This window comes from Phycobacter sedimenti (assembly GCF_038148855.1).
GTDB lineage: Bacteria > Pseudomonadota > Alphaproteobacteria > Rhodobacterales > Rhodobacteraceae > Phycobacter > Phycobacter sedimenti.
Genome location: NZ_JBBVGR010000001.1, coordinates 199,307 through 212,793, shown reverse-complemented (window position 1 = coordinate 212,793; position 13,487 = coordinate 199,307). Strand labels below are relative to the sequence as shown.

The following is a 13,487-nucleotide window of genomic DNA, read 5'->3' as shown; positions in this document are numbered from 1 at the left end:
GGCGACTCCTCAGATCAAGGCAAAGGCGTTGCAGAATATAGGAAAATGCTAACGATCCTCAAGGGCGTGGTTCACGTGCCGTTAAGGACAATCGGCCAAATCTGCTTGTGCTCCTAAATACGCAAATCCGCACAAGGATAAAGTGATGTTCTTGAAGAAAGTTGATGGACCGCGCGCCGTGACCCTGCCGGATGGCACGGTGATGACACGGGCGGACCTTCCGCCGAAGACAACCAAACGCTGGGTGGCCTCGCGCAAGGCCTCCGTGGTGCGGGGAGTCCTTTACGGCCTGATTCCCCAAAGTGAAGCCCTGCGGACCTATGGTCTGAGTGAAGAAGAGTTCCGCAGTTGGATCGCCGCCGTGGCGGATCACGGTGAAGAAGCGCTGAAAACCACTCAATTGAAGAAGTTTCGTAAGCCTTAGTGTGCCGAACTATCCTTTTGATCCTGCTCCCCTTTGAACGCACCTTGTGGTAGTGTTAGCGAACCAGGTTGCTTTGTAGTTGAGATTTAACGATTATGGTAACGGCCCATTAACTATTTTCCAGCAAGGTTAACGCGACCTGAGGGAAACAGGATACAGGCGGAGAAAATAAACATGCGCATTCTTCTTGTTGAGGATGATCCTACCACTGCAAAAAGCATTGAGTTGATGCTGACCCACGCGAACCTGAACGTTTACACGACGGATCTGGGTGAAGAGGGCATCGATCTTGCGAAACTTTATGACTACGATCTGATTTTGCTGGATCTGGGCCTTCCTGACATGAACGGTCACGAGGTGCTGCGTCAGCTTCGCATGGCGCGGATCGAAACACCCATTCTGATTCTGTCTGGCGCGGATGACACCGACAACAAGATCAAGGGCTTTGGCTTTGGCGCCGATGATTACCTGACCAAGCCATTCCACCGCGAAGAACTGGTGGCGCGTATCCACGCGATCATCCGCCGCTCCAAAGGCCATTCGCAGTCCATCATCAAGACCGGAAAGATCTCGGTCAACCTGGACGCCAAAACGGTCGAAGTAGACGGCAAGGCGGTGCATCTGACCGGCAAAGAATACCAGATGCTGGAATTGCTGAGCCTGCGCAAGGGGACCACGCTGACCAAGGAAATGTTCCTGAACCATCTTTATGGCGGCATGGATGAGCCTGAACTGAAAATCATCGACGTATTCATTTGCAAGTTGCGAAAGAAACTCAGCACTGCCACCGGCGGCGAAAATTATATCGAAACCGTCTGGGGCCGTGGTTACGTTCTGCGTGATCCGCAGGATGACCAGCTGGGCAATGGCACCGAACAGCGCCTTGCGGTTGGCGCCTGATCTCACCAACCATCGACGACAGGTCCTGGCGGGCGAATGAAGAGAGCTTATTCTCTTCGACTTCCGCTAGGCACCGCAGCGAGATGGTTCGAAAACCCGCCCCGGCGGGTTTTTTCGTGTCCGGTGTCCTGCGCCACTCTACCCTGACTGGACGTCATGGCTTCCCCGTCCTATCACCTAGGAAAAGACAGATGGGGAACACGCGTGACACAAACTCAGGACAGTGATCCAAAGTCTCTTTCCCTGGCCGATGCCAGGGCAGAGTTTCTTGCGTTGCAGGAAAAACTGGCTGCGGCCGATATTGCCTATCATCAGGAAGATGCGCCGACGATTTCGGACGCCGATTATGATGCGGCAAAACGCCGGTACGCCGCCTTGGTCGATACCTTTCCTGATTTGGAGAAAGAGGCAACGCAGCTGGGTTCCGTGGGGGCACCCGCTGCTTCGGGGTTTGGGAAGGTAACGCATGCTGTTCCTATGCTGTCACTTGGAAATGCCTTTGAGGATGAGGATGTTGCAGATTTTGTCCGCAGTATCCGCAAATACCTGGGGCTGTCCGAGGACAGCCCGCTTTCCTTTACGGCAGAGCCAAAGATCGACGGGCTGTCCCTGTCATTGCGCTATGAGAATGGAGTTCTGGTCCAGGCGGCAACGCGCGGGGACGGAAGCGTCGGGGAGAACGTCACGGAAAACGCACGGACCATCGCGGATATCCCCCAACAGATAGCAGGGGCCCCCGATATCCTTGAGGTGCGCGGTGAAGTCTACATGAGCCACGATGCCTTCGCTGCTTTGAACGCGCGACAAGAGGAGCGTGGCGGAAAGGTTTTTGCAAATCCAAGAAACGCTGCCGCCGGCTCTCTGAGGCAACTGGATCCCGAGATTACGCGATCGCGACCTTTGCAGTTCTTCGCCTACAGCTGGGGCGATCTTTCATCTCCTTTGGCGGAAGCGCAGATTGAGGCAATAAACAGACTGCGGTCCTTTGGGTTTTCCACCAATCCTCTGACAGAGCTGTGCGTTTCAGTGGAGGACATGATCACGCATTATCGGGGTATCGAGGCCCAGCGGGCGACCCTTGGCTACGATATTGACGGTGTGGTCTACAAGGTCAACGATCTGGCACTGCAAGCGCGTCTCGGCTTTCGTTCGACAACGCCCCGCTGGGCCATCGCGCATAAATTCCCCGCTGAACTGGCCTGGACCCGGCTCGAGGCCATCGACATTCAGGTCGGCCGCACAGGCGCGCTGAGCCCCGTAGCGCGGCTCACCCCCGTGACGGTGGGCGGTGTGGTTGTCTCCAACGCGACGCTTCACAACGAAGACTATATTGCAGGGCGCGATTCCAAAGGCGGTGAGATCCGTGGCGGCAAGGACATTCGTGTAGGCGACTGGGTACAGATCTATCGCGCGGGCGATGTGATCCCAAAGGTTGCCGATGTGGACCTCGGCAAACGCCCCAAGGATGCGTCGCCATTTGTCTTTCCGCATATCTGCCCGGAGTGTGGTTCTCCCGCGATCCGCGAAGAGGGCGATGCGGTGCGCCGCTGTTCGGGTGGCTTGATCTGCCCGGCGCAGGCCATTGAAAAACTGAAACATTTCGTATCGCGCGGAGCGTTCGATATTGAGGGCCTGGGGAACAAGCAGGTCGAACAATTCTATGGTGACGGCTGGATCCGGGAGCCTGCCGACATCTTTACCCTGCGCGAGCGTTTCGGCTCTGGCATGCAGCAGCTCAAGAACCGCGAAGGATGGGGGGAAAAGTCTGCCACCAACCTCTTTGACGCGATTGATGAAAAGCGCAACATCCCATTTGCCAAGTTCATTTTTGCCCTTGGTATTCGCCATGTCGGAGAGGTCGCGGGAAAGGATCTGGCACTTCACTATGGGGAGTGGGCTGCTCTTGCGTCAGCACTGGATAACGCGCGCCCTGCAGCCTTGGCGCATCGGGCTGCAGATGAAGCCGAAGACGCTGAACGAATCGCAGCCGAAGGTGAAGGGCGCAGGGCCCGGATTTCCGAAACACGAGCGACCGCCATCAAATCCTGCGATGTATCGGCTGCAGCACAGGGCGCTTGGGAGGATCTGGTTGGAACCGATGGGATCGGTCCGATCCTGGCCCTGTCCCTGTCTGATGCGCTTGCCAACCCGGAGGAGCGCGCGGCAATCGATCGTTTGGTTTCCCATCTCACCATCGTGCCCCCCGATGCTCCGGCGGCGGAAAGCCCGGTGTCGGGCAAGACCGTTGTCTTCACAGGAACGCTCGAGAAGATGACACGGGCAGAGGCCAAGGCGCGGGCCGAGGCGCTTGGCGCCAAGGTGTCGGGTTCGGTGTCAAAGAAAACCGACATCCTGGTTGCGGGCCCCGGTGCCGGCTCCAAGGCGACAAAGGCGGCGGAACTGGGGATCAAGGTGCTGGATGAGGCGGGCTGGCTGGAGCTGATTGATCAGTCATGAGCGGGCGTCCGGAGATCCTTTTTCCTCTGTTTTCCCGGCTGGACAACCTGCCGGGAATTGGCCCGAAAACGGCCCAGCATCTGGAACAAATCCAGATAGAAACGCCGCGTGACCTGTTGTTTTCCCTGCCGTATTCCGTTCAGGATCGTCGGCGCCGCGACACCATCAAAGGGCTGGATCTGCCCGCGGTGGCCACGGTTGAGGTGACCATCGGAAGCCACAGGCCGCCGCGCAATCGGGGCGGTGCCTACAGGATCACGGTTAGCGATGCGGAGACGGACTTCCAGTTGGTGTTCTTCCATGGACGCAGCCGGTACCTGATGGCGCAATGCCCGGAAGGTGCGCGGCGGCTTGTCTCCGGCAAGCTGGAGCTTTTCGACGGGATCGCCCAGATGGTACATCCTGATCACATGCTTCCAGTGGAAGAAGCCGCAGATATTCCGGAGTTCGAGCCGGTTTATCACCTGACCCATGGCGTGACGCAAAAGACCATGTTCAAGGCGCTGCGCGGGGCAGTTAGCCTGCTGCCGGACCTTCCGGAATGGATCGATCCGGGGCAGATCAAGCGAGAGGCCTGGCCGTCATGGCAGTGCGCCATCACGGAGGCTCATGAACCCAAGGGACTTGAGGATCTTTCGCCTGAAGCGCCCGCACGCGCCCGGCTTGCCTATGACGAGCTTCTTGCGCATCAACTGACCTTGGCGCTGGCGCGGCAGTCAGAGCGCAAGGCGCGCGGCATCCAAAGTCTGGCCACGGGCCGGTTGCAGTCCCGCGTGCTTGAGGCTCTGCCCTATCGGCCGACCGGGGCTCAGAAACGGGCCATTGAAGAAATTTCGGCCGATATGGCCTCGGCCGAGCGGATGAACCGGCTTCTTCAGGGCGATGTTGGGGCGGGCAAAACCCTTGTGGCCCTGATGGCGCTGTTGGTTGCGGTCGAGGCAGGCGGGCAGGGGGTGATGATGGCCCCGACGAGTATCCTCGCCCAGCAGCATTTTGAAGGTCTGCGTCCCCTGGCCGAGGAGGCCGGTGTCGTGCTGGAACTGCTCACGGGGCGCGACAAGGGCAGCGAGCGTAAGGCCAAGCTGGCCGCGCTCGCCAAAGGCGATATCCAGATTCTGGTCGGTACCCATGCGGTGTTCCAAAAAGACGTCCATTTTGCAGATCTGCGGCTGGCCATCGTAGATGAGCAGCACCGCTTTGGCGTTCGTCAGCGTATGGAACTGGCGGAAAAGGGGATCGGGGCCGATGTTCTTGTGATGACGGCCACCCCCATCCCCCGGTCGCTGGCGCTGGCCCAGTATGGCGACATGGATGTTTCGATCCTGGATGAAAAGCCGCCGGGCCGTAAGCCCGTCAAGACGGCGGTGATCAGTACCGAACGCATTAACGAGGTCGTGAGCCACCTGCAGCAGGCCATTGACGACGGGCGTCAGTGCTATTGGGTCTGCCCTTTGGTGGGTGAGTCCGAAGTCATGGACCTGACAGCGGCCGAAGAACGGTTCAAACGCCTGCGCGCGATCCTGGGCGATGAGGTTGTTGGTCTTGTGCATGGGCAGATGCCGCCAGCCGAGAAGGATGCGGCGATGACCGCCTTTCAGGATGGCCGGACCAAGGTTCTGGTGGCCACCACTGTCATCGAGGTGGGCGTCAACGTGCCCAATGCGACGATCATGGTGATCGAACGCGCCGAGATCTTTGGCCTTGCCCAGCTTCATCAGCTTCGCGGGCGTGTTGGGCGCGGGAGCGCCCAGTCAACCTGTCTGTTGATGTATCAGCCCCCGCTCAGTGACGGGGGACGGCGTCGACTCGAAGTCTTGCGGGAATCTGAGGATGGCTTCCGCATAGCCGAGACCGATCTGCAAATGCGCGGGGCCGGGGATATGATTGGCACGGCACAGTCCGGTCTTCCCCGGTTCAGAATCGCGGATCTGGAACGGCAGGCTGCGCTGATGGCGGTGGCGCAAACCGATGCACGGGCGCTTCTCTCACAAGATCCGGGCCTGAGCAGTCCACGTGGTCAGGCGGCCCGTGTTCTCCTCTGGCTGATGAAACAGGATCAGGCATTTCGCTTGATTTCAGTTGGTTAGCGGTTTTGTTTGACGTCTCTGGACTGTGGTGTTCCGTTAAGTTCGCAAATGTTCTCAAAAAGTTCTTTACTCGACTCGGCGTTCATGAGAACAAAGGGGCAACAAAGGCGTGCCGAACGCGCAAAGAACTGACCTGGAGGACGACAGATGATCGAACAGCTTAAATCGACGCTGCAAAATGCCCAATCCACCCTTCTGCAAGATGCCATCGGCGCTGGCGCATTGATGGTGATGCTGGTGGCGGCCTTGCATCTTCCGGGGCTTCTCTGACCCGCGAAATTCCCTGCCTTGGCTCTTTATGGTGACTGCACTTGCATCCTGTCCCGAATTGATGAGGGGAGCACCTGCCTGTACCGAGATCCCTTCCGGCGCATCCCGATTGCCGGAAAGCGCGTCACGTCCCGCATGAAGAGCTTCTGCTGCCGCCGCCATCTGCCCGGATGTGCGGCGGCTTTTTTTTTAGGTGATCGACGCCGGTTTCAGCTGGTAAAGGCCATGCGCAAACCACCCCAGTGACGTCCGTTCACGGTGATCGGTGCCGAAAGGTCCTTCATCATGACAAACTTGCCACCTCCCATGTCCCGGCGATAGACCTGCATCAGGAAGGGGCCGGTGTTGCGCCCGGCCTTGAGGCCGACGCGGTCGTCAAAAATCCTGCGATTCCGGCAGTTGGCCATGTTCCAGTCAGGATCGGGGCCTTGCGGGTGGGAGAACTTCCTGTTGTGGGTAGGCAGGTATCCATTCACGTCGACGGCGGCTGAGAAGACAACCCTTGAATCCAGGTCCAGCGCGCTCTCCAAGAGCGGCGGCAGAACGCTGTCGGTGAATTTGGTGAACCCTGTCATGACCTGCTGAGGATTGGTGTTCGGGATCGGCACATATGTCCGGTCAAAAAGCGCGGCCTCGGAGATCTTTCCGCTTTCCAGCCCTTTTTCGAACAACCGGCCAATGTTTCCGGCCATATCCGTCACAAAGGATATGAATCTCTTGTCCGCGGATTGCCCGCCGAGGGCGATGGTCCCCTGCACGAGGCGTTCGGATGAAACAACAAGCTTTTCGACACGTTCATGGGCCTTGTGAATGCCGGTTGTGGTTTCCTGTACCGAGCTCTTGATCCGGTTGATGTTTGGAAAACAGGCCTCCATGGCATCGCGAACGGTGGTTGCATCACTCAGAATGCGGTCCGTGCCGGTGCTGACGTGCTGGGTGTCTTTTTCGATTCCAAGCAAAGAGGCGTCGGCATCCCGCGCCTGATCCAGGATGCGGCCGGCGGATTGCGATATCGTCTCGGTCTCCTGGTCAAGATTCTTGATCCAGGCATAGAGCGTTTCGATGTTTCTGCTGATTTCGCTGGCCGCAACGGTGGTGCGTTTGGACAGATCGTTGATCGCTTCGGCAACAACGGCAAAGCCGCGCCCCGCATCCCCTGCGCGCCCCGCTTCAATCTTGGCGTTGATCGCCAGGATGTTGACCTGGGCGGCGATGGCGGTGATCTTTTCGTTGTCCTTGCGCATTGAATCAACGGTTTCGGCGACAGCCTCGGTGCGGTTGTTGAGCTCCTGCACCCATTCGGCGACTTCTTGTCCGTGTGTGCTGCTTTCGCGGACCAGGGTGACCGAGCTCTGGACGGATGCGAGGGTCTGTTGCGCGGATTTCGTCACCGCATCCACGGTTTGCATCACCTGGGCGTTTGCCTTGACGACCCGCTCTGCGCCGCGATCAAGCTGTTTCAGATCGTCCAGCTGCGTTTGGGATTTGCATTCGATTGCGTCAAGAAATCCTGCGATGTCGACGATTTCAAAGCCAAGTTGGGAGGAGATCTCTGCCAACTCGTTCATGTCCGCTCCACCGCCACGGGGTGCGGATGACTGAGGCGCACTATTCAACTTCTGCATTCGGGCTCCGCCTACTCAAGATCGTAAACGGATACCGCATATACGGTGAATTTTGCGTTAAGCGCAGTTTTCCTTCGAATTAAGCTTCATGGCCTCAAGCGTTGCCTCAAGCGCTAGCATGATTGAGGCATGACGGTTCTTGAACTCCCGCGCGGGCAGCAGAACTTCCAAATCTTGAAAAGGAGCATCGGGGGGTGCCGCTCCTTCGGTGAGCATCGCCTTAAGCTGATCGCGCGCGGTTTGCACCTCGTCCAATGAGCATCCGATGATGTTCTCACCCACCACAGCAGCGGCGGCCTGTCCCAATGCGCAGGCTTTCACGTCCTGGCCGAAATCCGTGATCTTGCCATTCTCGATGTTCACATCCACCGTGACGGTGGAGCCGCACAAGGGGGACCGTTTCTTGACAGTGGCATCCGGGTTTTCCAGCCGCTCCAGATAAGGAATATCCGCCGCAAGCGCCAGGATACGCGACGAATAGAGCTTGATCAGATCGGTTTCACTGGACATGACGGCCTCGGGGTTTCCCTTTTGGTGACTTCCCAATACATAGGCAGCAACGCCTCAGATGCAAAAGGTTTTTGCCATGTCCGCTAGCACTCCATCCTTTGATCCGCAAAGCCTGCGCTATGATGCCAATGGTCTGATCCCCTGCATCGCGCAGGACCACGACAGCGGCGAGGTGCTGATGATGGCCTGGATGAACGCACAAAGCGTGGCCCTGACGCTTGAGACAGGAAAGGTTACCTATTGGTCGCGCTCGCGTCAGTCCTTCTGGATCAAGGGCGAAAGCTCTGGCCATGTGCAGGAACTGGTCGATCTCAGACTGGACTGTGATCGCGATTGTCTGTTGGCCGTGGTGCGCCAGACCGGGCCGGCCTGCCACACCAACCGGCGCAGCTGTTTCTATACCGCGGTGCGGGACGGGGAAGAAGTCGAGCTTATGAAGCCCATGGTCTGAGGCGTTTCAGGCCAGTCCGACCATGCGGCGGATGTCCTGCGGGCTTGCCCCTTCAGCCCGGTATTTCGAGATCGCGCGGGCATCGTCGCGTTTGGCCAGCCGTTTGCCCGTCTCATCCCGGATCAGCCGGTGATGGTGGTAGATTGGGATGGGCAGTTCCAGAAGGGTCAGAAGCAGTACCTGGATTTGCGTGAAGTCAAAAAGATCTTCACCCCTTACCACATGGGTGATGCCCTGATGCGCATCGTCCAGCGCAGAGGCCAGGAAATAGGCGATGATCTCTTCGCCCTTGCGGCAGAGAACCACATCGCCGATGTCGCGCAGGGTGGGCTCTGGATCCAGATGATGCGTGCCCCTGTGGGCCTCACCGGTTTCCTCAAATACGACACTCTGGCCTTCGAGCCGCGCAAGAGCGCGGTCAAGATGGAGCCTCAGGGCGTCGCCCGGCTTGCGGGTGGCCATCGTGCGGCTTTTGCAGGTGCCGGGATAGACATCGTGAGACACACCTTCTTGCGGCGCGGAAAGGGCTGCGCGTATGTCGGCTCTGCTACAGGAGCAGGGATACAAAAGCCCCATCTGTTCAAAGGCTTCGAGGTAAGTGCTGTAGCTTTCCAGCTGCTCGGACTGGCGCAGGATGGGGCCATCCCAGCTGAGGCCAAGCCAGGTTAGATCCTCGATCACAGCCGCGTCCCATTCCGGTTTGGAGCGCTGCAGGTCCGTGTCCTCCATGCGCAGCAGGAACTCTCCGCCAGCGGCGCGGGCCATGTCATGGGCCACAATGGCAGAGTAGGCATGGCCCAGGTGCAGCGGGCCGGTGGGAGAGGGTGCAAATCGGGTGCGAAATGTCATTGCGCCCCCCCCAGTGTTCAGGAAAACTGCTGGAGCCAGTTCGTCCAGGCCTCTTTGGCCCGGTCGGTATAGGCCTTGTAGCGGTCCTTGCGGCCCCGGCGACCGCCTTTCAGGCCATCAACCGGGCGGAACAGGCCAAAGTTCACGTTCATCGGCTGAAAGGTCTTTGCCTCGGCGCCGCCGGTGATGTGGTGGATCAGCGCGCCCATGGCGCTGTCCTGCGGTACTTCACTCAGGTCCTGGCCCAGGATCTCGGCCGCGGCCATACGGCCTGCCAGCAGACCCATCGCAGCACTCTCCACATATCCTTCAACACCGGTGACCTGCCCGGCAAAGCGGATATGGGGTTTGGACTTCAGCCGCATCTGGCTGTCGAGCAGCGTGGGGGAGTTCAGGAAGGTGTTGCGGTGAATACCGCCCAAGCGGGCAAAGCTGGCATTCTCCAGCCCCGGAATCATCCGGAACACCTCGGTCTGGGCGCCATATTTCATCTTGGTCTGGAAGCCGACGATATTGAACAGCGTCCCCAGCGCATTGTCCCGCCGCAACTGCACCACCGCATGGGCCTTCACATCGGGCTGGTGCGGGTTGGTCAGGCCTACGGGCTTCATCGGCCCATGGCGTAGGGTTTCGCGGCCGCGTTCGGCCATCACCTCGATCGGCAGGCAGCCGTCGAAGTATCCGGCAGTCTCGCCTTCGTGGAACTCGGTCTTGTCGGCGGCCAGAAGGGCATCGATGAAGGCCTCGTACTGGTCCTTGTCCATCGGGCAGTTGAGGTAGGCGGTGCGCTCTTCCTCGGTCTCGCCCTTGTCATAGCGCGACTGCATCCAGGCCTTGGACATGTCGATGCTTTCGGCATAGACGATGGGCGCTATGGCATCAAAGAACGCCAGCGCCTCAGCCCCGGTTTCTGCCTGAATGGCCTGGCCCAATGCCGCAGAGGTCAGCGGGCCGGTGGCAAAAATCCAGTGCCCATCTGTGGGTAGCGCCGTGATTTCTTCATAGGAAACAGTCACATTCGGATGAGACTTCAACTTGGCCGTAATGGTTTCGGCAAAGGGGTCGCGGTCCACGGCCAGGGCACCGCCCGCAGGCAGGCGGTGGGCATCGGCGGTCGTCATGATCAATCCGCCTGCCGCGCGCATTTCCCAATGCAACAGGCCCACGGCGTTCTGCTCATCATCATCCGAGCGGAAGGAGTTGGAGCAGACCATTTCCCCAAGGTTGCCGGTCTGATGGGCAAAGGTCTCCACCTTGGGGCGCATTTCATGCAGCACCACCTTCACGCCCATGTTGGCCGCCTGCCAGGCGGCTTCGGACCCGGCCATGCCGCCGCCCACGATATGCAATTCCTGTGTCATGACGTGCCACATAGGGCAGCTTCGGCCCTTGCGCAATACGACAGGCGCGGTCGACCGTATTCGATGAACGAGCGTCCATGAATCCAAGTATCGGCCTGTGCACCTGGTGCGAGGTAGGTGGAGGTTTTTTTTGGGGGGGGATTTTGGGGTCGCTGCGGCGGGTATGTCAGCCGGGGAGAGAGACCCGGATCGGAGGGACCTTCCGACGCAGCGACCCAAAATTGTGACCGGTCTGTGACCGGTGCCCAATCTTTGCCATGATCCTGCCTTTTTTGAAAGACCGGATATGGAAACAATACCCGGTCAATTGTAAACAAAGGCTGAACTTGTCATAAATTTTCGGAAAATTCAGCTCTTTTCCCAGTTCGGTGGGCGCTTTTCGATAAACGCCGCCAGCCCTTCGATTGTATCGCGGTGCATCAGATTCTCCACGATCACCCCGCTGGTATAGGCGTAGGCTTCCTCGAGGGGCATTTCCAACTGCCGGTAATAGGCTTCCTTGCCGATCTTGACGGCGGAGCCCAGCTTGGCGGCGATGGTTGTTGCCAGTTTCCGGGTTTCAGCCTCAAGCGTGTCGGCCGGAACGGCCCGGTTGATCAGGCCCAGATCGGCAGCGCGCGTGGCGGACATGAATTCACCGGTGGTCAGCAGTTCAAACGCATGTTTGCGCGGGATGTTTCGCGACAGCGCCACCATGGGGGTCGAGCAGAACAATCCGATGTTGACGCCATTGACGCCAAAGCGCGTGTCATCCGCCGCCACGGCCAGATCGCAGGACGCCACCAGCTGGCAACCCGCAGCCGTTGCAATCCCGTGTACCTGCGCAATCACCGGCTGGGGCAGGCGTTGCAACCCCAGCATGACCGAGGTGCAGCGTGCAAACAGATCCTGGAAATAGGCCTTTCCACCGTCCGCAGCCTCGCGGCCTGCGGTCATCTGTCGGATATCATGGCCCGCGCAGAAAGCCTTGCCCGCACCAGAGATCACCACCGCCTTGATGGCGCTGTCCCCCTGCAGGGCATCGATCTGTTCCTGCAGCGCTGCCAGCATCTCATCCGAGAGCGCATTCAGCCGCTCGGGTGCGTTCATTATAAGATGGGCAACGCCATCCGCGTCGCGACGTTCCAGAATTGTCATCTTGTCCTCCTGACCCTGTTTGGGGCAACTCTATGGTGGACAAGGGAGAAGGAAAAGCATGGGATTGGCTTTTGATGCGGCGGGGCTGTCCGCCTACATGTCGGAGATATTTCCACAGGTTGCGGACGATTTTGCAATTGATGAGCTGACCGAGGCCGGGATCACAATGCGCCTGCTGACGGCCGAGCGGCATCTGCGACCCGGCGGCACCGTCTCTGGCCCGTCGATGTTTGCGCTGGCGGATGTGACCGTCTATGGGCTTGTTCTGTCTCGGCTCGGGCGCAAGGCGCTGGCGGTCACGACCAACTGCTCGCTTGATTTCATGCGCAAGCCAGAGGCGGGCGTTGATCTGATCGCCAGGGGAACCTTGCTGAAGCTTGGGCGCTCACTGGCGGTGGGGGATGTGCACATGTTCTCGGACGGGTCGGACAAGATGGTGGCGCGCTCTACCATGACCTATTCGATCCCACCTGAGAAATAGCGCCTACAGGGCCGTTGCAAGGGGTTGGCCAACCTTAACAAGAGTTTCCAACCCTTTGTCACTGTTGGAAATCAGGTCATCGGAAAAGCGGATCTTGCCGGGTTCGAAGACAACGACGACGGTCGATCCACCAAACTTGAAGTAACCCTTTTCCTGCATCTTGGTGACGGTTCCGGCGGTCGTCGTGTTGACGATGGAGCCAACGCCAAATGCGCCCACTTCGACGAAACACATTGTGCCTGCGGTTTCGGTTTCGATCAGAGTCAGGCTGCGTTTGTTGGCGCCAAAGACATCGGGGCCCGCGCCCAGGGCGATTGGGTTCACCGAATGGAGCGCTCCGGGAATGTCATGGCTTTCGACGATCCGGCCTGCAGTTGGGAAGTGATAGCGGTGATAATCGGCAGGGCACAGGCGCATGATGGCCAGTGCGCCGCCCAGAAACCGCTCATAGAGGCCTGGCAGCATGGTGCGGATCGACATCGGATGGCCTTTGACGGGGACAAAGACATCCTCGTCCAGCTTGGGAAACACCAGGACCCGCCCGTCCGCAGGCGAGACGATCTGGTGCGGGTCCTCGTCAAAGGGGCGCGCTTCAGGTTTCAGGTGGCGAACAAAAAAGTCGTTGAAACACGCAAAGCTTTCAACGGGATCGCGGGCTTCTTTCATGTCGATGGACAGCTCGTCAATCACCGAAGCGATCTTGCCGCGCGACAGCGGCGAGTCGAACCAGGCGCCGAACAGGCGGCTGACAAGAGAAGAGCGAAACAGAACCCGTTCAAGCAGGCTGGAGCCGGCATCCTGATAGGCCCAGCGAATCCATTTCTCGCCAAGGATCACCTCGTCGAAGGTCTTTCCCGTTGCCCGGTCGACCACCTTGATTGAGTTCTGCGTCATATCGTTGCCTTGGGCTGTTTTGATGAACCCGCCTATCAGAC

The 13,487-nt window shown here is 59.0% G+C and carries 13 protein-coding genes; 7 read left to right on the top strand and 6 right to left on the bottom strand.

Going from position 1 to position 13,487, the window contains the following annotated elements:
- Positions 1–145 precede the first annotated feature (145 nt).
- The 5 genes from sciP (at position 146) to AADA15_RS00990 (ending at position 6,138) form a co-directional block, all read left to right on the top strand.
- A complete protein-coding gene (gene sciP, locus AADA15_RS01010) occupies positions 146–424 on the top strand; it encodes a CtrA inhibitor SciP (RefSeq protein WP_341639681.1) in 279 nt (92 codons plus the stop codon).
- Between the two features lie 174 nt (positions 425–598).
- Entirely contained in the window at positions 599–1,324 is a 726-nt protein-coding gene (ctrA, locus tag AADA15_RS01005; protein WP_341639680.1) for a response regulator transcription factor CtrA, read from the top strand.
- A 156-nt stretch (positions 1,325–1,480) separates the two neighbouring features.
- Complete coding sequence (ligA, locus tag AADA15_RS01000) at positions 1,481–3,781, top strand: NAD-dependent DNA ligase LigA (RefSeq protein ID WP_437343158.1); 2,301 nt, start codon at positions 1,481–1,483, stop codon at positions 3,779–3,781.
- Positions 3,778–5,868 (top strand): ATP-dependent DNA helicase RecG, encoded by a 2,091-nt coding sequence (gene recG / locus AADA15_RS00995; protein ID WP_341639678.1) that lies wholly within the window; start codon positions 3,778–3,780, stop codon positions 5,866–5,868. The genes ligA and recG overlap by 4 nt, the downstream gene beginning before the upstream one ends.
- 147 nt (positions 5,869–6,015) lie before the next feature.
- Positions 6,016–6,138 carry a hypothetical protein gene (locus AADA15_RS00990; protein WP_341639677.1) on the top strand — a complete coding sequence of 41 codons (123 nt, stop codon included), beginning with the start codon at positions 6,016–6,018 and terminating at the stop codon, positions 6,136–6,138.
- 209 nt (positions 6,139–6,347) lie between these two features.
- Here the strand turns inward: AADA15_RS00990 and AADA15_RS00985 are convergent, their stop codons facing one another.
- Both AADA15_RS00985 and AADA15_RS00980 read right to left on the bottom strand, forming a co-directional pair.
- On the bottom strand, positions 6,348–7,706 hold the full coding sequence (locus AADA15_RS00985) for a methyl-accepting chemotaxis protein (protein ID WP_341639676.1): 1,359 nt from the start codon (positions 7,704–7,706) through the stop codon (positions 6,348–6,350).
- A 114-nt stretch (positions 7,707–7,820) separates the two neighbouring features.
- Positions 7,821–8,273 (bottom strand): iron-sulfur cluster assembly scaffold protein, encoded by a 453-nt coding sequence (locus tag AADA15_RS00980; protein ID WP_341639675.1) that lies wholly within the window; start codon positions 8,271–8,273, stop codon positions 7,821–7,823.
- A 58-nt stretch (positions 8,274–8,331) separates the two neighbouring features.
- On the opposite strand from AADA15_RS00980, the gene hisI reads away from it, so the two are divergent.
- On the top strand, positions 8,332–8,724 hold the full coding sequence (hisI, locus tag AADA15_RS00975; protein WP_341639674.1) for a phosphoribosyl-AMP cyclohydrolase: 393 nt from the start codon (positions 8,332–8,334) through the stop codon (positions 8,722–8,724).
- A 6-nt stretch (positions 8,725–8,730) separates the two neighbouring features.
- Here the strand turns inward: hisI and gluQRS are convergent, their stop codons facing one another.
- The 3 genes from gluQRS to AADA15_RS00960 form a co-directional block, all read right to left on the bottom strand.
- Positions 8,731–9,573, bottom strand: coding sequence for a tRNA glutamyl-Q(34) synthetase GluQRS (gene gluQRS, locus AADA15_RS00970; protein WP_341639673.1), 843 nt, complete (start codon positions 9,571–9,573; stop codon positions 8,731–8,733).
- 17 nt (positions 9,574–9,590) lie between these two features.
- Complete coding sequence (gene trmFO / locus AADA15_RS00965; protein WP_341639672.1) at positions 9,591–10,934, bottom strand: methylenetetrahydrofolate--tRNA-(uracil(54)-C(5))-methyltransferase (FADH(2)-oxidizing) TrmFO; 1,344 nt, start codon at positions 10,932–10,934, stop codon at positions 9,591–9,593.
- A gap of 348 nt (positions 10,935–11,282) precedes the next feature.
- Positions 11,283–12,071 (bottom strand): enoyl-CoA hydratase, encoded by a 789-nt coding sequence (locus AADA15_RS00960; protein ID WP_341639671.1) that lies wholly within the window; start codon positions 12,069–12,071, stop codon positions 11,283–11,285.
- 58 nt (positions 12,072–12,129) lie between these two features.
- On the opposite strand from AADA15_RS00960, the gene AADA15_RS00955 reads away from it, so the two are divergent.
- Positions 12,130–12,552: a PaaI family thioesterase gene (locus AADA15_RS00955; protein ID WP_341639670.1), complete on the top strand. Its 423-nt coding sequence runs from the start codon at positions 12,130–12,132 to the stop codon at positions 12,550–12,552.
- 3 nt (positions 12,553–12,555) lie between these two features.
- On the opposite strand, the gene asd is transcribed toward AADA15_RS00955, so the two are convergent.
- Positions 12,556–13,446 carry an archaetidylserine decarboxylase gene (gene asd, locus AADA15_RS00950; RefSeq protein WP_341639669.1) on the bottom strand — a complete coding sequence of 297 codons (891 nt, stop codon included), beginning with the start codon at positions 13,444–13,446 and terminating at the stop codon, positions 12,556–12,558.
- Positions 13,447–13,487 lie beyond the last annotated feature (41 nt).

Coding starts and splice junctions, on each gene's coding strand:
- sciP (WP_341639681.1), top strand. CDS start 146: ATGTTCTTGAAGAAAGTTGATGGACCGCGCGCCGTGACCCTGCCGGAT.
- ctrA (WP_341639680.1), top strand. CDS start 599: ATGCGCATTCTTCTTGTTGAGGATGATCCTACCACTGCAAAAAGCATT.
- ligA (WP_437343158.1), top strand. CDS start 1,481: ATGGCTTCCCCGTCCTATCACCTAGGAAAAGACAGATGGGGAACACGC.
- recG (WP_341639678.1), top strand. CDS start 3,778: ATGAGCGGGCGTCCGGAGATCCTTTTTCCTCTGTTTTCCCGGCTGGAC.
- AADA15_RS00990 (WP_341639677.1), top strand. CDS start 6,016: ATGATCGAACAGCTTAAATCGACGCTGCAAAATGCCCAATCCACCCTT.
- AADA15_RS00985 (WP_341639676.1), bottom strand. CDS start 7,706: ATGAACGAGTTGGCAGAGATCTCCTCCCAACTTGGCTTTGAAATCGTC.
- AADA15_RS00980 (WP_341639675.1), bottom strand. CDS start 8,273: ATGTCCAGTGAAACCGATCTGATCAAGCTCTATTCGTCGCGTATCCTG.
- hisI (WP_341639674.1), top strand. CDS start 8,332: ATGCAAAAGGTTTTTGCCATGTCCGCTAGCACTCCATCCTTTGATCCG.
- gluQRS (WP_341639673.1), bottom strand. CDS start 9,573: ATGACATTTCGCACCCGATTTGCACCCTCTCCCACCGGCCCGCTGCAC.
- trmFO (WP_341639672.1), bottom strand. CDS start 10,934: ATGACACAGGAATTGCATATCGTGGGCGGCGGCATGGCCGGGTCCGAA.
- AADA15_RS00960 (WP_341639671.1), bottom strand. CDS start 12,071: ATGACAATTCTGGAACGTCGCGACGCGGATGGCGTTGCCCATCTTATA.
- AADA15_RS00955 (WP_341639670.1), top strand. CDS start 12,130: ATGGGATTGGCTTTTGATGCGGCGGGGCTGTCCGCCTACATGTCGGAG.
- asd (WP_341639669.1), bottom strand. CDS start 13,446: ATGACGCAGAACTCAATCAAGGTGGTCGACCGGGCAACGGGAAAGACC.